Source organism: Paenibacillus sp. FSL H3-0457, from assembly GCF_037981725.1.
GTDB lineage: Bacteria > Bacillota > Bacilli > Paenibacillales > Paenibacillaceae > Paenibacillus > Paenibacillus amylolyticus.
Genome location: NZ_CP150283.1, coordinates 1,322,486 through 1,344,222, shown reverse-complemented (window position 1 = coordinate 1,344,222; position 21,737 = coordinate 1,322,486). Strand labels below are relative to the sequence as shown.

General features: G+C 47.4%; 16 protein-coding genes. 8 read left to right on the top strand and 8 right to left on the bottom strand.

What is annotated here, in order from left to right; translation table 11 throughout:
* The first annotated feature begins 169 nt into the window (after positions 1–169).
* Positions 170–1,144 (top strand): ring-cleaving dioxygenase, encoded by a 975-nt coding sequence (locus MHH25_RS05980; protein ID WP_340019467.1) that lies wholly within the window; start codon positions 170–172, stop codon positions 1,142–1,144.
* Positions 1,145–1,293: 149 nt separating this feature from the next.
* Here the strand turns inward: MHH25_RS05980 and MHH25_RS05975 are convergent, their stop codons facing one another.
* From MHH25_RS05975 to MHH25_RS05965, 3 genes are all read right to left on the bottom strand, one after another.
* Positions 1,294–2,001 carry a hypothetical protein gene (locus MHH25_RS05975; RefSeq protein WP_340019466.1) on the bottom strand — a complete coding sequence of 236 codons (708 nt, stop codon included), beginning with the start codon at positions 1,999–2,001 and terminating at the stop codon, positions 1,294–1,296.
* 269 nt (positions 2,002–2,270) lie between these two features.
* Complete coding sequence (locus tag MHH25_RS05970) at positions 2,271–3,116, bottom strand: hypothetical protein (protein ID WP_253506113.1); 846 nt, start codon at positions 3,114–3,116, stop codon at positions 2,271–2,273.
* A 198-nt stretch (positions 3,117–3,314) separates the two neighbouring features.
* A complete protein-coding gene (locus MHH25_RS05965) occupies positions 3,315–4,592 on the bottom strand; it encodes a methyl-accepting chemotaxis protein (RefSeq protein WP_340019464.1) in 1,278 nt (425 codons plus the stop codon).
* Positions 4,593–4,886: 294 nt separating this feature from the next.
* On the opposite strand from MHH25_RS05965, the gene MHH25_RS05960 reads away from it, so the two are divergent.
* Positions 4,887–6,320 (top strand): aspartate ammonia-lyase, encoded by a 1,434-nt coding sequence (locus MHH25_RS05960; RefSeq protein ID WP_017690253.1) that lies wholly within the window; start codon positions 4,887–4,889, stop codon positions 6,318–6,320.
* A gap of 120 nt (positions 6,321–6,440) precedes the next feature.
* On the opposite strand, the gene rpoN is transcribed toward MHH25_RS05960, so the two are convergent.
* Together rpoN and pruA are read right to left on the bottom strand one after the other, a co-directional pair.
* Positions 6,441–7,745 (bottom strand): RNA polymerase factor sigma-54, encoded by a 1,305-nt coding sequence (gene rpoN, locus MHH25_RS05955; RefSeq protein WP_340019463.1) that lies wholly within the window; start codon positions 7,743–7,745, stop codon positions 6,441–6,443.
* A 128-nt stretch (positions 7,746–7,873) separates the two neighbouring features.
* The gene (pruA, locus tag MHH25_RS05950; protein WP_340019462.1) at positions 7,874–9,421 is read right to left on the bottom strand and encodes an L-glutamate gamma-semialdehyde dehydrogenase; all 1,548 of its coding nucleotides are present in this window, start codon (positions 9,419–9,421) and stop codon (positions 7,874–7,876) included.
* A gap of 320 nt (positions 9,422–9,741) precedes the next feature.
* On the opposite strand from pruA, the gene MHH25_RS05945 reads away from it, so the two are divergent.
* The 4 genes from MHH25_RS05945 to MHH25_RS05930 all read left to right on the top strand — a co-directional run bounded on the left by MHH25_RS05945 (position 9,742) and on the right by MHH25_RS05930 (position 12,906).
* Positions 9,742–10,665 carry a proline dehydrogenase family protein gene (locus MHH25_RS05945; protein ID WP_253506103.1) on the top strand — a complete coding sequence of 308 codons (924 nt, stop codon included), beginning with the start codon at positions 9,742–9,744 and terminating at the stop codon, positions 10,663–10,665.
* Between the two features lie 171 nt (positions 10,666–10,836).
* Positions 10,837–11,394 carry a MarR family transcriptional regulator gene (locus MHH25_RS05940; RefSeq protein WP_047841886.1) on the top strand — a complete coding sequence of 186 codons (558 nt, stop codon included), beginning with the start codon at positions 10,837–10,839 and terminating at the stop codon, positions 11,392–11,394.
* A gap of 127 nt (positions 11,395–11,521) precedes the next feature.
* Positions 11,522–12,001 (top strand): hypothetical protein, encoded by a 480-nt coding sequence (locus MHH25_RS05935; protein WP_036612071.1) that lies wholly within the window; start codon positions 11,522–11,524, stop codon positions 11,999–12,001.
* Between the two features lie 29 nt (positions 12,002–12,030).
* Positions 12,031–12,906 (top strand): SDR family oxidoreductase, encoded by an 876-nt coding sequence (locus MHH25_RS05930; protein ID WP_340019459.1) that lies wholly within the window; start codon positions 12,031–12,033, stop codon positions 12,904–12,906.
* Positions 12,907–13,274: 368 nt separating this feature from the next.
* Here MHH25_RS05930 and MHH25_RS05925 read toward each other — a convergent pair whose 3' ends face one another.
* Positions 13,275–15,134, bottom strand: a complete 1,860-nt coding sequence (locus tag MHH25_RS05925; RefSeq protein ID WP_340019458.1) for a collagen-like protein — start codon at positions 15,132–15,134, stop codon at positions 13,275–13,277.
* Between the two features lie 395 nt (positions 15,135–15,529).
* Here MHH25_RS05925 and MHH25_RS05920 point away from each other — a divergent pair, with 395 nt between their 5' ends.
* Positions 15,530–17,245, top strand: coding sequence for a sigma 54-interacting transcriptional regulator (locus tag MHH25_RS05920; RefSeq protein WP_340019457.1), 1,716 nt, complete (start codon positions 15,530–15,532; stop codon positions 17,243–17,245).
* A 47-nt stretch (positions 17,246–17,292) separates the two neighbouring features.
* Here MHH25_RS05920 and MHH25_RS05915 read toward each other — a convergent pair whose 3' ends face one another.
* On the bottom strand, positions 17,293–19,362 hold the full coding sequence (locus MHH25_RS05915; protein ID WP_340019456.1) for a hypothetical protein: 2,070 nt from the start codon (positions 19,360–19,362) through the stop codon (positions 17,293–17,295).
* 319 nt (positions 19,363–19,681) lie between these two features.
* Here MHH25_RS05915 and MHH25_RS05910 point away from each other — a divergent pair, with 319 nt between their 5' ends.
* Positions 19,682–19,972 carry a hypothetical protein gene (locus MHH25_RS05910; protein ID WP_152683010.1) on the top strand — a complete coding sequence of 97 codons (291 nt, stop codon included), beginning with the start codon at positions 19,682–19,684 and terminating at the stop codon, positions 19,970–19,972.
* 59 nt (positions 19,973–20,031) lie between these two features.
* Here MHH25_RS05910 and MHH25_RS05905 read toward each other — a convergent pair whose 3' ends face one another.
* The gene (locus MHH25_RS05905; protein ID WP_340019455.1) at positions 20,032–21,702 is read right to left on the bottom strand and encodes a PucR family transcriptional regulator ligand-binding domain-containing protein; all 1,671 of its coding nucleotides are present in this window, start codon (positions 21,700–21,702) and stop codon (positions 20,032–20,034) included.
* Positions 21,703–21,737 lie beyond the last annotated feature (35 nt).

Genomic DNA, 21,737 nt, shown 5'->3' with positions numbered 1-21,737 from the left:
TTGGAATTCTAAATAAGCATTGTAATTTAAATATCTTTATGTTAAGATAAATTCAGAACCAAAACAAACGAAAAGTTAGTAACTTTCTTAATCGAAATAAAATATACCGTACTTAACAAACGTTCAACTGAACATTTACACTATCCCATTTCATCTAGGAGGAATTATTATGCAAATCAAAGGACTTCACCACGTATCCGCTCTAACAGCACATGCCGATCAGAACTATCGTTTCTACACTAACATCATGGGTCTGCGCCTCATTAAAAAAACAGTCAACCAGGACGACGTGTCCGTCTACCATCTCTTCTATGGCGATGAGAAAGGTAATCCAGGTACCGAACTTACCTTCTTCGAGATTCCGATGGCCGGACAGACTCGTGAAGGGGTGAACAGCATATCCGGAACGTCACTGCGCGTTCCAAGTGATGCGGCACTTACTTATTGGCAGCAACGTTTTGACGAATTCGAAGTCACACATGGAGAGATTGTTGAACGGGGTGGTCGTGCCACGCTTTCGTTCACAGACTTTGAAGGACAACGTCTGATTCTGGTCTCGGATGAAAATAATACAGGTGTCGCTGGTGGTAAACCATGGGATCAGAGCCCTGTGCCTGCCGAGTATGGCATTGTAGGTCTTGGCCCTATCCATCTTACGGTAAAAGATGCTTCCCTTACCGCTCCGGTTCTTACCGAACTGCTCGGTTTCAGAGCTAAAGGAAGTTACCCTGCCTTTACTCCAGGTCAGCCTGATGTACTCGTTTTTGAATCCGGTGAAGGTGGCAGCGGCTCCGAGGTGCATGTTGAGGAACGGAATGACCTTGCCCAAGAGCGTCCTGGACGTGGTAGCGTACACCATGTTGCGTTCCGTGTGGATAACGAGGAAGAACTCAAACAATGGGTGGAACGGGTTCGTAACTTCCAATTCCCTAACTCCGGTTTTGTAGATCGCTTCTACTTCCGCTCCCTCTATTTCCGTGAAGCAAACGGTATTCTGTTCGAACTTGCAACCGATGGTCCGGGATTTGATACAGACGAAGAATTGGAGCATCTGGGAGAATCGCTTGCTTTGCCTCCATTCCTTGAAGGTCGCCGCGCCGAGATTGAAGCCAATCTCAAACCACTGGATACCGTCATTCGTTAATATTCGTAACAAAAAGAAAATAAAAACGATGTTCACCAGGCAACTCTGAATACCGGATACGGTTCAGGAATCGCCTAGTGAATCATCGTTTTTTTATGTTTATGCTTGCCTTGCCCCTTCTGTAAGGTCGCAAACTTGCAGATTGTGTTTTACTTCGTCAGATACGATGTTGTGAGCGGTACAAACAGAGCCGAACCCGGATCTTCAGATACAATCTCTACATAGACAGCGTCTGTACCTTTAACATCCACATCTAGACTCATCATACCGCTTTCTGGAGTGATATTGAACTTTTTGAGTGTCGCGAGATCCTGATCATAGATATGAATCTCCTGATTTCCTTTCAGCGCGGCAAGTTCCAAGTGCAGAGAAGAATACTTGTTACCCGTATTAATCTGGATATCATCCCCCTGTTTCGTAGGATCATTATGCAGATAAACATCCTTGTAATCCTTGCCTTTATATGTGGTATCCTTAGGATCTTTGGTGTGCCAAGCGGTAGATCCCAGTACGGATGTTCCAAGTGCACTCAGCGTTACTTTTCCGTTGGTTACGGGCGCAGATCCATTCGTTCCGCCAATCAGGACGGATGAAGTTGCACTGTCATAAGTGATCTCTGTCCCAAGCAAAGATCCCACAGCACGCACAGGCAAATAAGTCGTTCCGTTGTAAGTGATAGGCAACACTGTTTTACCATTGGCATCTTTGGCTGTCACCGTGGCACCATTCATTTTTAGCGTAATCTTGCTGTTCAGATAGGCTTTAATCTGTTCCAGTCCTGTTGCTGCGAGTGCACCTGTTCCGATCCCAATTGTTAATGTGCCTACCATCAAACCCAGTACAACTTTTTTCTTCATCAAAATCCCTCCTGAATGTTAAAATGATTTGTCCTTTATACATTTAAACGACTAAAGTGATAATGTCAATTGTTTACTGCATTTTTAGTACACATTGCCTATTTCAGGGCAGCACAAAACGAGGCTGTATGTCCCCATTTTTTTTCAGCCTCGCCCTGTTTCCCATTGTCCGTATACGGAGAAAGGAAGATATTCTTGTCAGTTGTTCACTTAACTCCACAATCGAGAACTTTTAATTCCCACTGCACTATGATATCAACAGGATGATATCAATCAAAAGATTCATAATATTCTTCTTCATACACTTCCATGCTGTACTTCAAATCTACGGCCTTCCACTCGCCATCTTGATACTCATAAGCAAATGTCAGATCACCCACATACAAAGCCGCACCGTAAGATCCTGCTGCTGATACGACAAGCTGGCCATCCTCTACACTGTAATAGGTAACTCCACCGAACCCCAACTCTTCGTTATATACGCCGCCACTCGTATCTTCCTCGATCCGTAAAGGTTCTGCTTGAACGCCATCAACGGCGACATCAACATCCACACGGTCTGATCTAACCGTAACTTTTGACTTCACATGTTGTTTCGCAATCTCATCCAGAGATTGCATCTTCATCTCTTCCAGCGTTACCGGATTAATGATACGTGCTTGTCCCAAATAAATACCTGTTCCATGACCTTCTGTGTACAAAACGATAATTTCTTTCTGGCCGTCTCCATTCAGATCCAACTCGTGCACTTCGGGTTTGTAAGACCCGCCTTCTCCCTGCCAATCACTAAATTCTCGCGTTTTGCCGTCCACTTCCAAAATCATTCCGTTATATATATATCCTGAACCCTCAACTTTCATAGGGTATAATCTGACGTTCTCATTCTCTGGAGCTACCGAAACGTATTCCTCTTTCACAGGAATGGATTCCTGTGTTGTCTTCGTTGTGTCATGCAGTTTATCTATATTGGAAGCCTCGACCACTTCGGTCTGGCTGGATTGATCATCTATGTTAAGCTGTTTTTGCGATTCATTCATGGTTCTGGCAGCCGAAGTTGTACTAATCGTAGCTACCGCCAAAATAATCATCAGCAGGATACCTGTCCAAGTTTTCAATATACTGGGCTCCTTTATCTGTTGTGATAATCCTATTATATCTTCATTTATCGCCTGCAAGTTGCGAATTTGTTAATCTTTCATAAAATAATCTTTACAAATTTTCGTTTTCACGAAAGAACGTTCGGCTTTAACCAGAATAAGCAAATTATCATGCCAAAACTGTGCTCCAAAAACAAAAAAAATCCCGAACACAGCTTAAGGCTGCATCCGGAATGCTTTGGTTTTGTCCAATAACCGATCGGTTAATTGTCTCAGTTCTTCAGCCGAGGATGAAATCTCCTCCATGATGGCTGTCTCTTCGTGTGCGGCATCCATAATTCGTCTCGCCTCATCCGAGAACGATCCAGCTTTCCCTTGGATCTTCTTCACATGACCGTGCGTTTGCTCCACGCGACCGGTCTGTTCTGCAATCTTGGAGCCGATATCATGTGCACCCTTCATAAATACTTCCACTGTACCTGTCAGTTCATGCAACGTCTGATCCACAGAGACGGTCCGCTCCGATTCATTAACCACGAGACCATGCTGCTCATGAGACAGTTGGGCTGTCTCCCTGATCCGCTCTTGCACACGACTAATCAGCTCATTAATACGGTGTACCGATTCCTTACTTTCGTCTGCCAGCTTGCGGATCTGCTGCGCCACGACTGCAAAACCAGAACCCTCTTCGCCAGCTCGTGCAGCCTCAATGGAAGCATTCAAGGCAAGTAACCCAGTTTCCTCTGCGATGTTTTTGACAGACTGGGTAATTACCTCGATATCGGAGGCTTCCTTCTCCAGCAACAGCATAATATCGCGGGAACGATTGTGCGACTCGGCCAGCTCGTCCATCCCTTTCATCAACGATGAGAAAGTCTGTTTTGTATGATCCACCGATCGTTCCATCTGACCGGACATCTCTGTCATGTCCATTGACTGGCTATGCATACGTTGGAAATCGTTCAGCATCTCATCCGCAGTGATCAGAGATTGATGGGAAGTGACCTTCTGCTCTTCTACGCCTACCGCAATATGATCCACCGCATCCGACATCATCTCGATCTGTTCGGCGGCCTGGGTAATCGCTTCACTCAGAGACTGTGCGTTCTGTGAAGTCGTTCTTGTGCTGTCTGCAATATCATTTACAATGCTTCGAAGGTTAGAAACCATTGCGCGAAAAGCATCATATAATACGGTAAGTTCATCCTGCGTGCGTCGCATCGGAATTTCGGTTGTCAGATCTCCCGCTGAAACCTGCTGTGCAGCCCGGGACAGGTGAACGATTGGACGAGTCAGCCAGCGTGAGGCAAACCATCCCAGAATCCCGTTCCAGCATACTCCCATGATCAGGATAATCGATATGTATACCCAATTCGGAATATCTAACGTAACCCAGTCTTTGACAAAAAATATAAAAAAGCCGCTAGTTCCGTAGGTAATAATCGAAATCAGTACCAGACCTGCGACAGTCTTTGCTCCTAAAGTCCATTTCATGTGCACACCCCGTAGTCCTTTTTTCCTATTTTACCAATCAAGTACCAAATTTCATGTGATATACATCACTGAAAACGTTCTATTTCCCCTCATACTTGCCGTTCATGCATGACTTCTCTACCATATAGCGCATAATGTATAAGACAAGCTTGGATATCCCTAATTTTATTTATTATCGGCACAAGAGGTCAAATGATTTAGATTGGCATCCATTTTGCTTAAATGATATACTGAGTGCGCTTCAGCAACGCTGGAGCCGAACTATTTTTATTGATGCCACTGGAGGCGAACGAGATGTCTACTATGTCCACACGGACGGAGAAAGATTTTATCGGTGAAAAAGAAATCCCGGCTTATGCTTATTACGGAATTCAGACGGTACGGGCCGTGGAAAACTTCCCGATTACCGGCGTTCCGGTACACCGGGAGCTGATCACGGCTCTGGCTGCGGTGAAGAAGGCAGCAGCGATTACCAACATGGAGTTGAAGATGCTGCCGAGCAAGATTGGCGATGTGATCGTCATGGCAGCTGAAGAAATGATGAAAGGCCATCATCTGGATCATTTTATTGTAGACTCCATTCAGGGCGGTGCAGGCACCTCCATGAATATGAATATGAATGAAATTTTGGCCAACCGCGGGCTGGAACTGTTAACCAAAAGCAAGGGAGACTACTTCCATTGCAATCCCAATAATCATGTGAACATGTCCCAATCTACTAATGACGTGGTTCCTACAGCACTGCGCATTGCGGCGTACCGACTGTCGGAGACGTTACTCGCTACGATGAAAAGACTACAGGATGCGTTCCGTAAAAAAGAAGTGGAATTCAACGATGTGGTCAAGGTTGGCCGTACCCATCTTCAGGATGCCGTACCTATTCGCCTTGGACAAGAATTCGGAGCTTATGCCCGTGTAATCGGACGGGATATTGAGCGTCTTGAATTTGCCAATCGCCGCTTGCTTACCATTAACATGGGTGCAACTGCGGTAGGTACAGGACTCAATGCCAAACCCGAATATATCGTCAAGGTTACAGAGCACCTGTCTGATGTTACCGGACTTCCACTACAAACAGCTGAGGATCTCGTGGATGCAACGCAGAACACAGATGCCTATCTGGAACTTTCAGCGGCGCTGAAGGTATGTGCGGTTAGCCTTTCCAAAATCTGTAATGATATTCGCATGATGGCTTCAGGTCCACGTGCAGGATTCAATGAATTGCGCCTGCCACCGCGTCAGCCAGGTTCGTCCATTATGCCGGGCAAAGTCAACCCCGTTATGGCAGAAGTCATTAACCAGGTATCCTTCCAGGTGATGGGGAACGACCATACGATCTGTATGGCGTGTGAAGCCGGTCAATTCGAGCTGAATGTCATGGGCCCAGTTATTGCGTTCAACTTGCTGCAATCGCTGAAAATTATGAATAACGGCATCGATGTTTTCACGCGTTATGCAGTTGAAGAGATGGAAGCTAACCGTGAGCGCTGCGAATTAATCATGAAGCAAAGTTTCAGTGTGGTTACGGCGTTGAACCCACACTTAGGTTATAATGTGGCAGCTTCCATTGTGAAGGAAGCACTCAAGACTGGACTTTCCTTGCAAGAGATTATTCTCGAACGCGGATTGCTGACACCGGAAGAACTGGAAGAGATTCTTCATCCGGAACAGATGACTACACCAGGGATTGCCGGAGAACACTTCCTGCGTAATATGGAACGTTTGTAGGTAATCAGGAAAACTGATGTAGCAACCCAAACACAAATAATTAACAAGAACCCTCGCAGACCGTTTATCCGGTTTGCGGGGGTTCTTGTATTCAGAGATGATAAGACGCCAGCTATTCGATTAAGCCCAACGTTTACGCTCAAGGGAAGGCAGAATCTGAAGTTCCTCCCTGTACTTGGCAACCGTTCTGCGGGAGATGACAATCCCCTCCTCGGCGAGCAATGTGGCCAAATGACTATCCGAGTATGGACGCTGAGCCTGTTCCATGCGAATGATTTCTTTTAATCTACGTTTCACCGCTGATGCTGATGTTTTATCCCCTGACGTTGTACTGATTCCCGAGGCAAAAAAAGCCCTGAGTTCATATACACCATGTGGGGTCTCAATGTATTTACCGTTCACCGCACGACTTACCGTTGATTCATGCATGCCAATCTTCTCTGCAATAACACCCAGATTAAGCGGTTTTAGCGCGGATGGGCCTTTGACCAAAAAGTTCTTCTGCTCTTCCATCACTGCCGCCAGCACACGCACTAAAGTCCTGCGCCGCAAGTGTACACTCCGAATGATAGCCCTCGCCTCTGCCACGCGCGTAGACCAGATTGCGTCCGGAGCCTCTTCCCTGATCCAGCGGAAGCACACTTCATTCATCGATACACGAGGGTTACCTGCTGCATGCAGAATATAATGGACCTCACCGTTACGCACCCCAACAATGGCATCCGGAATAATGTAATGTGGCCGTTCTGTACATCCGATGGATCGACAGGGCTTGGGATCGAGACGTGTAATATAGTCATAGGCAGTCTGAGCTTCTTGCGAAGTCATGCCTAATCGACGTCCTGTTCTACCTGGGTGAAAAGGAACCAGTGCTTCCAATCCGGCTTCCACCATACGTTCAGCGTACTGAACAGCCAATGGATCACGTCTGATCTGGAGCAACAGACATTCTTGCAGATTCCGCGCCCCTACACCAGCAGGGTCCAGCGATTGGAGAAGCTCCAGTCCCGCTGCAATCTTGCTCATCGAAAGCTGAAGAACTGCTTGCACTTCTGCCAGTTCAACCGTCAGATAACCATCATCATTTACACATCCTGCCAAATATACCGCCATATTTTCCAATTCGTCTGGAAGTGTCATCACTCGAATTTGCGCAATCAGCAATTGTTCCAGAGTAGGTTCAGCACCTTTGGCCTGAAGCAGCGGATCGTAGGAATCATGCCTGCGCTGATCCATACGCCGCGGAATCCGGGCGAGGGGCGCAGCTTGTTCTTCCAGTTCAAGTACTGGATTTTCCTCCGCTGCGTCCAGCAAGTAACGGGTCAGATCCTGGCCAGACATGGTTAGCAAATGAAAGGATTGTTTCATCTCCGGCGTGATGGACAGCCGAATACGTTGTTCCTGTACCAACTGAACACCTAACATCCGTTACCCTCCTTATGCCTTCGGCAATAAGCATCTATGTTTCTTATACGAACAAAAGGATTTGCAGGGATAATAGCATACTATTCAAGCAAATGTAAGAAGTTTTTAGTCGGATCATGGGTTTCTGTCTAGTATTTCTCCGATACCAGCTTCGCCTGGGTAAACAACAACAGATAGTCTCTTCCACCTGCCTTGGAATCTGTGCCTGACATGTTAAATCCGCCAAATGGATGTGTGCCTACCAGTGCTCCGGTACATTTCCGGTTGAAATACAGATTACCCGCAAAGTATTCGCGTCTTGCCTGTTCCAGATGTTCACGATTACGTGAGATCACCGCGCCGGTCAGACCATAGTCTGTATTATTGGCGATATCCAATGCATCCTGGAAAGATTCTGCTTTGATGAACGCAAGCACAGGTCCAAAAATTTCATCCTGAGCAATCCGGGCTTTTGGGTCCACATCGGCAATTATGGTTGGTTCAATGAAATAACCTTCAACGTTCCCTGTACCGCCACCGTGCACAAGACGCCCCTCACCCTTGCCGATTTCAATATATTCCGTGATCTTTGCATATGCCTTGTCATCGATAACCGGCCCAACTTGACTGCCAACTTCAAGAGGACTACCCATCGTCAGTTTCTGTGTCCGTTCAATCACTTTTTGCAATACTTCATCATATACATCCTTATGAATAATGGCACGGGAACACGCCGAACATTTCTGGCCTGAGAAACCAAATGCCGAAGCGGTAATGGACTCTGCCGCGAGTTCCAGATCACTGTCACTGTCTACTACGATAGAATCCTTGCCGCCCATCTCTGCAATAACCCGTTTGATCCACTTCTGACCTGGAGCTGTTCGTGCTGCACGTTCATTAATTCGCAGTCCCACATCTCGGGAACCGGTGAAGCTGATAAACCGGGTGAGCGCATGATCCACGAGATAATCACCCACTTCACTGCCTGGTCCTGGTAAAAAGTTCACAACGCCATCCGGCAGACCAACTTCAGCGAGCAGCTCCATAAACTTGGCGGCAATCACCGGAGTTGTACTTGCTGGCTTTAACACCACCGTGTTGCCGGAGACCAGTGCAGCAGAGGTCATACCTGCCATAATCGCCAGCGGGAAGTTCCAAGGTGGAATAACAACACCAACGCCCAGCGGTATATAACTCAGTTCATTATCTTCCCCTGCAATCCGCACGAGAGGCTGCGGTTCACTCAGTCGCTGCATATCCCGTGCATAGAATTCCATAAAATCAATGGCTTCCGCTGTATCCGCATCGGCTTCAGGCCAAGTCTTGCCGGCTTCATAAACCATCCATGCGGAGAATTCATGCTTGCGACGGCGCATAATGGCAGCTGCTTTGTATAGATAACGAGCCCGTTCATTCGGGTCAGTATGTTTCCATGTGTGGAATGTCTCCGCCGCTGTCTGAATGGCCTTTTCGGCCAATTCCTGATCTGCCTGATGGATCGTTCCGACGACTTGATTCTTGGCTGCGGGGTTCACTGAAGTTAACGTGCGGCTGCTTGTTATTTTTTGCCCACCAATAATAATCGGGTACTCCTGCCCAAGTTCAGCTTCTACCTGACGAAGTGCGTCTTCAAATGCTTCCTGGTTCGCCTGTACTACAAAGGGTGTGAATGGTTCGTTAACAAAAGGGATATTCATCAATGATTCCTCCTTCAGGATGTGGGATTCGCTGGCTGCTCGCCTAAATTATTTTGCATGTTACTCATCACCAAATATATGTAGCAAAATCCGTGCCAACTCCGGTTGAGACTGAAATATTTTTCTCGTTAAATTTAACTAAAGAAAATTCACACGGGCCACTCCGATGACAGAATAACCTTCCGATCGCTGTTATCCCCAGATTTTTTTGTTTCCTTTTTATAAAGTTAAAATTTCCATGAAAAATAGTAGACCATCGCCAAATCTGGCACGTTTCTTGCTTGAATTAAAGATGCACAATGCTGAAGGAGGAAACGAAAATGAGTGTGGGAACGGAAATATATCGCAAAACCTTATTAACCGTGGCAGGCAACAAAGCTGTAGAGAACCTGTCCATTAGATATGGTAAGAAGCTGGCAGGCAAATTTATTGCAGGAAACACCTTGGAAGAAGCTCTCGAAGAGATCCACATACTCAATAATAAAGGCATTATGGCTACACTCGATCATCTGGGCGAAGGCATCACCCGCCTGAGCGAAGCGGCATTGTACAGGGATGAGTATGTACGCCTGGTAGAAGGCATTGCACGTGAAGGCGTAGACTCCAACGTCTCGCTGAAACCAACCCAGATGGGCCTCGCACTTGACCCGGAAGAGGGTTATCGAAATATCCGTACCGTTGCCGCACAAGCCAAATTGCATGATCTTTTTGTCCGAATTGATATGGAGGATAGTCCATTTACTCAAGCGACGCTGGATATTGTCCGAAGACTTCACTCGGAAGGACTGCATAATACAGGCACAGTATTACAAGCCTACCTGCATCGCACCGAAGAAGATACACGTGATATGATTCGGGAAGGCATTCGGCTTCGTCTGGTTAAAGGTGCTTACAAAGAACCCGGATCAGTAGCCTATCAGAATACTTCTGAAGTCATTCATCAATTCAAAACGATGATTCGTAATCACCTCGATCAGGGTGTGTACACTGCGGTTGCCTCGCATGATGATCACATCATTAACTGGACGAAACAATACGCCAAGGATCGGGGAATCTCGCCGGATGCCTTTGAATTCCAGATGTTATATGGTCTGCGCATGAGCGAACAGGAACGTCTCGCCAAAGAAGGTTATCGCATTCGCTGTTACGTACCTTATGGCACCATGTGGTATCCGTACTATACTCGCCGTTTGGCCGAAAAACCGGCTAATCTCTGGATGGTCGTTAAGAATATGTTCCGATAGTTATTTTCCAGCTGGATCAATATTTATGAAAAAAGACAAAAGAAAACCATGTCGCCTCTTTTTTTCTGGGCACATGGTTTTTTGTGTACGAACACTTTACGAGAGCATCCAACTTGACGAATGGTCTAAACAAAAGTTGACAACTATATAGTTAGGCACCATACTATATGTATGGACAATCAAAACAAATCAACAACTGATATGTACCTCATCCCTTCGTTAGTACAAACGAAGCGTCAGGTTGATCGCTATCAATTAGACGTGGATGCACAAGCCGTGCTTGTCGCATCCAGACTGATGGTAGCAGGAGCCAAACTTGGGCATGCTGCAGAAATCCATTTCTCCAGATTTGGTTTATCGACAGGACGATATCGTCTGTTGGCAGATCTTGAAGATCACGAAGGAGAAGAACTGCCCTCCCAACTGGCGGAAAATCTGGGTGTAACCCGTGCTACCGTAACTGGTCTAATCGAGATTTTAGAACGCGACGGACTGGTTGCTCGTCGGACGAGTTCCGTTGATGGTCGTCAGAAGTCAGTCATTTTGACCGCCAAAGGTGCGAAGAAACTAACGGATATGGCTGCGGAACATTTTGCCAGACTGGAAGCGATGGTTGGATTACTTACGATCGAGGAAAGGAGTGTGTTTCTCAACCTGCTGGGGCGTGTAACACAAGGTATTGCTGCACTTACAGATGAGTCACACGACTTCTCCGAACCAAAATCCTAGGAGCATAACGAAGAAAGGTGAACCGGGCTAGTTCAACTAGCCCATTTTCATCACCATATAGTTAGGCTCCTAATTACTTATAGATGAAAGCAAATCAGTGATTTCTAAACAAAAAAGGAGTAGTGATATGGTTAACCTTAATGACCCCATTCATTCCGAGGAAGCTTATCCAAACCGAGCTGCTAATCCTCCCCCAAAACCTTTTGTGCTGTGGCGTGAATTAATCCCGGCCTACTTGTCTCCTGCCATCATGGCAAGCATCGGGGGAATCGTTACCGCTGATGAAGTCCTTCAGTTACGAGCTTTAACAACGATTGGAGGGGCGTCTCTGCTTATGGCTCTATGGGCCGGACTCTGGCTTCGTAACCGTAAGAACCGCACACGGTGGGTGGCAAAAGCCCCCCGAATCATTGTCGTGGGCTGCTTGGCACTTGCAGGCGCAGGGTTTGGCTTGGTGGCGGCGTGGGGGATTTCTAATGTATTGCAGATCGTAAACCCGAGTTCTTCATGGGCTTGGTTGGATCATATTGGGTTCGATTTTCCATTGTCGGGTGCAATAGCTTGTACGATCATGACATGGCGCTGGCGAGCTTACATTATCAAATAAACAAGTTCATTATAAGGAGAGATTGAAACATGATTACTATTATTGGAGCAACAGGCATGATTGGAAATGTACTTTTGAGACGTTTGATGGAAAGAGGTATTCCCGTTCGGGCAGTAAGTAGAAAGCCGGATAAGCTTCGTCAACAAATGGCGGACTTGGCGTTGTCCGGGATTGAAATCTGTGCTGCCGATGCAAATGATTCCGAATCCATGCGCAGAGCTTTGGCGGGTACCAGTCAACTATTTCTAGCGTTATCCAACAACCCTAAACAAATGGAACTAGAGACATCCATTATTCAGATGGCTGCGCAAGAGGGAGTCAAGCATGTCGTCAAAATATCCAGCCCAGCATATGACGAACGTTCACCAGTAACTGTAGCAGGCTGGCATGAACAAATCGAGCAAACTCTAGTGAAATCCGGGATGACATATACAATGCTGCGGCCCTATGCTTTTATGCAAAATCTGCTCCGACTCGCACCAACCATTACAACTCAAGATGTATTCTTCGGCTGCATTGGAGATTCCCCGTGCAACTTCATCGATTGCCGAGACATCGCAGATATTGCCACAGAAGTGCTGACTAGAGACAAACCAGTGAACCGCATCTATACGCTTACCGGTTCCGAAGCATTCACTTATGCACAGATTGCAGATAAAATGTCCACCCTGTTCAATCGTCCGATCGGATTCTTCAACCTCAAACCCGAGGAGCTTCGAACGGATCTGATCGAACATGGACAGATGCCTCCTTGGCTTGCAGACCACGTTGTGGAAATTCAGACGATGTCTTCCGTTGTGCCAGAGAAGCCGACGGATACGGTCCAACGCTTGCTTGGCAGAGCGCCGCGTTCACTTGATGCATTCCTGAGAGAACATCGAGATGCATTTAAACCAAGGCTGTAAACCAAGTTATACAATAACGAAAAGGGGCTCTCTCGCTCCAAGCGCTAACGACCCCACCGCATATTAAAGCGATAAACAAAAATGCTAAGTTTAACGAACTTCAGCGTTCTAGAGGATGGTTATGAGCTCTACAGGAATCCTAGCCGGTAATAATGTTTTTAATGAGAGAACTTAACTATTAATTAAGCTAAAGTCTAGCCACTCAAAAAGAGCGGCTAGACTTTATATTATGACTCTTTTAATGCGAAAATTATTAAAGTGAGAACTTCCCATGATTTGCGACCGAAGACTGTCAACCACTAATTATGAGATAGGACCACAATTTTAAATGTCTATTTTTCTGGACACACCCATTTATTATTTAAAAGTTAACCACTTAACTGTTGAATAAGAATAGAAGCATTAGCATTGGTCTGTGTTCCACCTGCTAGTGTTTGCAGACCAACAGCTGATGCGCTGGAATGATTCCGTAATGTCAGCACATCACCGGGAGCAGCCGTAATAATGACCATGCCTGGATTCGGTTGAGTCCCAGCTCCTGAACCATAGACACTGCCACCTACAGGGGCTCCGTTTTGATAAAGGGTGAATTGGTTTGCCTGCACACCTGCAACGTTGAAAAACACCGCATAGTCCCCGGCATTACCAATAATAATCGCAGTGGTATTGGGCGCATGAGTAATATTAGTAAGATTTTGGTTGCTGTCGAAGATTACATCCGCTTCAATAGCTACAGTTTGAGCTGAAGTATTAAAAATATAGGCATAAGAGGACAACCCTTGCCCTGCTGTACCGGTTGCTCCAGTGACACCTGTTGTTCCGGTAACCCCAGTGCTTCCTGTTACTCCCGTAATACCCGTGGCTCCTGTTACTCCGGTAGCCCCGGTACTTCCCGTTGCTCCTGTAACACCAGTCGCTCCTGTCACTCCAGTAGCTCCAGTGCTTCCCGTTACTCCAGAAATGCCCGTGGCTCCTGTCACTCCGGTAGCCCCGATACTTCCCGTTGCTCCTGTAACACCAGTCGCTCCTGTCACTCCAGTAGCTCCAGTGCTTCCCGTTACTCCCGTAATACCCGTGGCCCCTGTAACGCCCGTTGCTCCTGTCACTCCAGTAGCCCCGGTGCTTCCCGTTGCTCCCGTAACACCCGTGGCTCCTGTCACTCCGGTGGCCCCGGTGCTTCCCGTTACTCCCGTAACGCCCGTGGCTCCTGTTATTCCGGTGGCCCCTGTGCCTCCTGTTACTCCCGTAACGCCCGTGGTTCCTGTCACTCCGGTAGCCCCGGTACTTCCCGTTGCTCCTGTAACACCAGTCGCTCCTGTCACTCCAGTAGCTCCAGTGCTTCCCGTTACTCCCGTAACACCCGTGGCTCCTGTCACTCCGGTGGCCCCGGTGCTTCCCGTTACTCCCGTAACGCCCGTGGCTCCTGTTATTCCGGTGGCCCCTGTGCCTCCTGTTACTCCCGTAACGCCCGTGGTTCCTGTCACTCCGGTGGCCCCGGTGCTTCCCGTTGCTCCCGTAACGCCCGTCGCTCCTGTTACTCCGGTGACCCCGGTGCTTCCCGTTACTCCCGTAACGCCCGTGGCTCCTGTTACTCCGGTGACCCCGGTGCTTCCCGTTACTCCCGTAACGCCCGTGGCTCCTGTTACTCCGGTGACCCCGGTGCTTCCCGTTACTCCCGTAACGCCCGTGGCTCCTGTTACTCCGGTGGTCCCAGTGCCTCCCGTTACTCCCGTAGCTCCTGTCACTCCAGTAGCTCCGGTGCCTCCTGTTACTCCCGTAATACCCGTGGCTCCAGTGGCTCCGGTGCCTCCTGTTACTCCCGTAATACCCGTGGCTCCAGTGGCTCCAGTTACACCCGTTGTGCTCAGCGTTTCTCCCAATAACTCCTGGGATACCAATCGGTGAGCCGCGACTAATTCGCCTGCGGCATTTTTACCCCATACGGATATTTGTGCTTCTGGAGCAGCCGTGTCTGAGGTTGAAAATACAAACTCAAAAGCATCAAAATTCCCATTATAAACTTTGGTTATGACCTGATTAGGTGATACATTGAGCAGTTCTTCTACATATAATGTTCTGACTCCATTAAGGTAATAGCCCCGAAGAAGCACTGTGAACACATCTGTCGCATTCCGGTTATCGATTTTGACCGTAACGGATTGAGTTGGTCGGATCCCCGTTATTCCTGAAATATTATTCTCAATGGGCCCAGTTGATAGAATCGCCATTTCATCACCCTCCTTCGATTGAATTCATTCATTTCAGTCCTTGGTATAGTATTATTCAGACGATACTTAATGGTGTGGACAAATTGAGAGTCAACATATAGAATCACTTAACCTGCCCAGTGAATGTGTTGAGATTAACGAACTGATACTGTCATGTTCATGAATGCTTCACTTTCGCTTCAGATTGAGAGAGTATTCTAGTTGTACAAAACAAAATTAACCACTATTTCCGATTGTCTTATGTATGATTCATGTCAAAAAATCTATACACACTTCACTTTGAAAGCTATAATATGGATAACTATCTCACTCAAATATTTCCATTTACTCCGATCATAAAAGTTCCTTGTAACAGGTACAGTTCTGAAAGTTATGCCCTAACTGAGGTGATATCGATGAAACATTTACTTCCAGAATTAATGTCTTTATTGCGTACGGATATGGATGTTCTGGATACGGACCTCCCCACACTTACCATTCCGTCATCAACATCGTTGGTAGATGCCTTCTGCTTATTCGACACATCTTCTTATTTATTCATTCAGGATGATGGCCCTCTATTGGGATATATCGCCGTATCCGATGTTTTACATGCCATGATGCATGCGCATCGCCTAATAGAAGCTTATTTTGAGACAACACTGGAGACAGCGGGTTCAGCTCTGACATTAATTAATGAAGATGCCAAAGTGGCCTACTGGACAACTGGCGCGGAGCATGTTTTTTCGATCAGCAAAAAAGACATCATCGGACAACCCGCAGCGGACTTTTTCCCTCCAGATCGGCTACAGTCTCTCAAAACGTTGTATACCGGTGAAACGGTCTATCGCAAACAGCATCAGCCACGGCCCGACCTCTTCGCGCTGATTAATGCTCGTCCTGTCCAACTGGATGGACATATTGTAGGTGCAGTTGCTGCAGAAGTGGATATAACAACCGAAATCCGATTACATCAGGAACTATTACATATGACCTCCAAAGTCCAGCACCTGGAGAAAGCCGTTGCTCGGCTACGTTTCGAATTAGATCCATTTGCCAGAATCAAGGGCAGCAGCCCGGTCATCAAACAGTGCATGGAGACCATACGCAAGATCAGTACCACCTCAGCAACCGTACTTATCCTCGGAGAGAGCGGCACAGGCAAGGAGTTATTCGCCAAAGCCATTCATGATCTTCGTGAATCGCAGACTGCACCGTTCATCGCTATTAACTGTGGGGCAATTCCTGCTTCCTTGTTTGAAAGTGAGTTGTTCGGCTACGAAAAAGGTGCCTTCTCCGGAGCAGATCCCAAAGGCAAAAAGGGCAAGATTGAGCTTGCCGAAGGGGGTACTCTTTTTCTGGATGAGATCGGTGAGATGCCATTGGAATTGCAAGTGAAACTGCTTCGGGTGTTGCAGGAGAAGAGTTACTTTCCTGTGGGGGGAACGCGTATGAAACAGGCCGACTGCCGGATTATCGCAGCAACCAACCAGAATCTAATGAGTATGATTGCCCGTAATCAATTCCGAGAAGATCTCTACTATCGGCTGAATGTCATTAACCTAGTCATCCCTCCTCTGCGTATGCGCAAGGAAGATATATATGAATTAACCCAGACGTTCCTTCAAGAATTCTCATTGCTCTATAACCGTCATATTGAATTGGTTCCACCTGAAGTGTTCAAGTTGCTGTTCCAATATGATTGGCCAGGCAACGTACGTGAATTACGAAATGTGATCGAACGCCTGACCATTCTGACGACAGATGGTGAGGTGAAGCAGGAATATCTGCCCGATACCCTCACTTCCCTCATCATGCAAGAACAGTCCGAAGTTCAACTGACATCCGGAATTCATTCATATGCCAACAACGAAAATCAGCAACGTCAGGATTCGGCGGGAGCAGAACCAGAAAAAGAACCTCGATCCGTTGCAAATGTGGACGAATTAGATCCCTCAGATGATTCCGAACTTGTCTCAGGTGTTACCTACCAGCAAAAATTGGACACCTATGAGGCGCAGCTTCTAATTCAATATCTGAAAGCAGCAGATGGCAACAAACGAACACTCGCCAAGCAACTTGGCATCTCCAGGGCAACGCTCTATAACCGCATGAAGAGGCTTGGTCTATGACCAGCCTCTTCTTGTCTTCATTATCGGTATGACGAACGAATAGAACCCTACAAAATCCGCGCCAAGCGAGTCAGCGCTGTTCTGAGATGGCGATAAAATGTCGCCCGACTCATGGAACACGTCTGGGCTGCGGCAGTTGGATTGCCAGCATGCGTCCAGTAGGCCGCGCATAACAGCATCTGATCCTGTGGAGATAGGCCATGTACTCTGCCTTCCAACAGATCCATGACATACAGCTGTAACTGGATTCCATCCTTTACTCCTCTAACCCTGTCAGCATATTCATGCAATTCTCCCGGGGAACGAAGATCCCCCAACATCTTGCGAACATCCTGTTCAGTCCAGATGACACCATCCACTTCTGTTGTTTCCGGCTGTATACGATCTTCTGTTGATTTCGGATCAAGCAGAGACATGACCCACTCTCCGAAATGCCCGCTACGCAAATCCAAATCAAGTATGTCCGCCTGGTCCTCGAATCTGTCACAGACACGAATGCGGGTTCTTCGCATCTGGAATCCAATACTTTGCAAAAATAGTTTCAGGTGAGGATTCGTTGCAACGAGTATCGCTCGCGCACCATCACCCAGTAGAGATAGTCGATCCAGTGCCATGTATCCCACCAGTTCTTCTCGTGTATAACCAGGCACATCATCTCTTGCCGCAGCCAGCAAGGCAAAGTGCGTATCACTCTGATCCGGATCATTGCCAAGCTCCTGTGGTGTGAAGCATTCATACATCTCATTTGGAAAATATTTTAGTAACAACTCACTACTCTCCCTATGTACAAGAATGGTAATGAACATGGCGATTGTCTCCCCAAGCTTGTCCCGCATTAATACGATTCCTTCGGGATAACGGTGCGCCAGTTCATCCAGGAAGGGACCATAGGATACCGCCTGCCATGGTTCCACGCTGTACTCGCACCATTGCTGTAACAGGCTGTGCAGAACGGGCAGATCCTCGCTTCTCATCGTTTCGAGAGGTGAGAACAAGGAATCACGGGACACATCCGCGTACTTGCGGTATTGAAGCATGGATTCCTGACACAGCAACAGCATCTTCCGGGCGATCTGGCGACGCTCATGTGGACCCGCCTGCTCATGCAGTGGTTTCAGCAGCTTCACGATCTTGATACGCATGGTCTGCAACCGATGTGGCTCACGCTGTCGAAAATCCCGTAGCAGATGTACCCTGGCCATGTCATGCAGTCCAAGACCATCCGGACCGGAACGGATAAACGACATCTGTCTCAGCATGTGGTAGTCTTCTTGCGTCACAGTCATGTCCAGGACAGATGATAACAATTCCTGATTGGCTGTCTCAATCAGTGTCAGTACCTCCACCATGGGATGTAGACGGGAATTCGTCAGTTCCAATAGCAATCGTGCACTGATCATATGTGACAGTTCAGCCCATTCGGACTGTGGAAGATTCCTCCTCTGATCCGCAGCTTCTACAGCAAGGGCCAGCCCCAGCGGATGTCCATCGGTCATTCGCGTAATGGTACCCGCCATCCCCTGATTCAGAAAGCCTGCCACCGTGATGTATTCCGTAATCTCATCAACTGTAAAATGTTGAAGCCGCATCTGTATAAATCTCTGATGTAATCGGGGATGTGTCCGCCAGGTGGACGCCAGTTCCGGGCGTGATGCAAGAATGACAAGTATCCCTCTTAACGGAAGTTTGGATACAAAGACTTCCATGAACCAGCTTTCTAACAGAGCAAGCTCTTCATAATTATCCACGGCCAGAACCAATCTCTTCTCGATCGATGTGTCTCTCAGCAGACTCAATGGTCGCGGGTATCCTTCACTATCCATTGTTTCCAAGCCTAATGTAGAGGACAAATAATCCATAAAAACGGAAGGAGTTGCCCCACATGATCGACCATCCATCCAGATAGCCGTCGCACCTCGATCCCGAGAGACAGATAACATCTCTGAAAGCAAGGAAGATTTACCAATGCCTCCCATGCCCGTAATTGAAAATATGGTTAATGGGGCTTCCGGATGATTGAACCACCGCTCCAGTGTCGTCAGTTCCTTGGTTCGACCAATGAAACGTTTGCCATCCTCAAGATATTTGTCGTATTGAGCCTCACTACTGTTTCCCATATATGTCCTCCGTACTAGATACTGGTACTTTTAATATACTTTTTTCTCTCACAAAATTGAGACTATATTGAGACGCGCAATTGCATGTGAAGTGATAGAATCTTGTTAAAAGCCAATTTAATGGAAATATTCAAAACAGCGGATATGGAAACGTATAACAAGGTATACATAAACGCCTCCGCATTATTTCTTATCATAATGGATCATTCCGCCGATCAAACTGCAATCAACATGTTACATGAGCATTTACTGATCTCGAATTCATGCTTCCCTTTCATAACCTACTACCAGCCCGATATTCCAGGAAAGGCGGATTTGTGTGAGAATAAACCTCGATATCTGTAATCTGAGCGGACAACTCGGAATCAATCCCAAACGACTTAATGAATGGCTGCACCAAAGTGGCATTTCAATGGAGGACAACGTCGCAGAACCGGAAGGACTCCCTGACCGGTCATCCCCCCCGTATCGGCTGGCTGCACCTTCTTCCTTATCACTGGCACCATCCTCCGGTCAAGTGAAGCTTTATCGGGGCCGACGCTCCACTTCCACTCTGCAACGCCTGCCTGCTTCATTACAACATACCCGGCGGATTAGTAGAAACTGCTAGACTGTGCTCAAGGTAGTGTAAGATGGGTGCACAGTCTGTGTTGCATCCCTTTCACCTCATCAAGAGGATTGCCACTGCCCATTCTCAATCATCGCGTGCGCGAGCAGCGCCATCTCCAGACAGATTCTTCTCCCTTGATCCATGTAACCTGGACCCATCAGTTCTTCCAGCTTCTCCAGTCTGTTGTACAACGTTTGCCGATGAATAAATAACTGGGCAGCTGCATCCCGTTTGGAACCAAAGTTCTGCAGGTAAGCATCCAACGTCTCCACCAATCGCAGGTGATGCGTTTGGTCATGTTCAATCAACATACTAAGGTGATCCTGGACAAAGGGTTGCAGGAAGGATTGGGGTAACGCCTTTAACATTTGATATATACCCATACGTTCGTAAAAGTGAACATGTTCCATCGAATCTACCGATCTTGAAACTTCGATCACCTGATAGGCCTCCTGAAGGCTCTCCGGTAGACCGGTCAAACGGCTGCGAAACTTGCCAAATCCCACATGAATCATGACCTGCTTCAAGTTGCGGCTCGCAAACTGCTTCACGTCCAGAGCGATTCCTTCCAGCAAGCGTAGCAGCTGATGACGTGTAGCAGCCGAGACTGCTTCCTTCGCACAGCACAGATACACCTGATTGTTCTTCAGCATGATCAGGCTAGGCAGATTGTTCTTCTTGAGCAGGGAACGAAGCAGGACAAGAATATCCTGATGATTCGCTTCCATCCTCTCCCGGCCCGTACCCTTCAATCGATGCTCAATCTCGATAACCCCTCCTGCAAACCAGTACTGTCCCTTCACCAGCAAACGAAGCCCCATTCGAGTCTGAGCCTGTTCCTCCTGATGGATGTTGCCATTCATCAGATCCTGGATCAGTTCATTCTGATTGCGGACCATCTTCTCTTCAAGAAACTGGGAACGAAGCGTGAGCGCTGCCGCCGCCTTCGCCGTATAATCGAGCAACAGCTTGAGATATTCCACTGGAGCTGCGGGATGCACAATCATGCCTACAGCCGAAAATACCTGGCCAAAACAGACGACCGGATGACACAGCAGAGCCTTCTCTTCGTCTATGTGGAACCATAATTCAGTATCCGAATCGTTCAGATCCAGATGTTCTACCTCCTGTTCATACCAGGTATAGATTGCTTGCTCCATCTCCGGAGCAAGTTCGGGCACAAAACTACCCGGCTCCATAGACGAGATGTACACCACCGGTTTTGCAGCGTATTCATGCAACAGGTTCAGCACAGCAGACATGTCCGTACTCTGTAATGTACGCTGCTGAAGCTGGCGGGAGTAGGCTTCCAGACTTTTCAGTAGTTGGTGCTGATGATTAATGAGCAGAGAGTGAATATCCTGCGTAATCTCGACAAAACGAACCGGTTGTTCAAATACGATCAGCGGAAACTGGTGTCTGTCCGCCAGTTCAATCAGTTCTTCCGGGATCCCGTATATGCTGGTACCAAACTCCACACACAGCCCGGCTGCCTCACTGCCAATGAGCTGAAGCAGATACTCTTCGCGCCCTTCTTCCGATTGAAGCCACAGTCCAGTGGATAAAATAAGATCATGGGGGCTTACGAATGGAGATACATTGGTAATCTCCAATACATGAACCCAGCCAACCTGACGGTTCACTCCATCCTTCCCTGCCGCTAGTCGTGCTCGGCCAAATACCGGACGTGCAAGGATATCTTTGATCGTAAACACACGGTCATTTCGCAATGGCGATCCCTCTTCGTGTTATTTTTTCTTACATT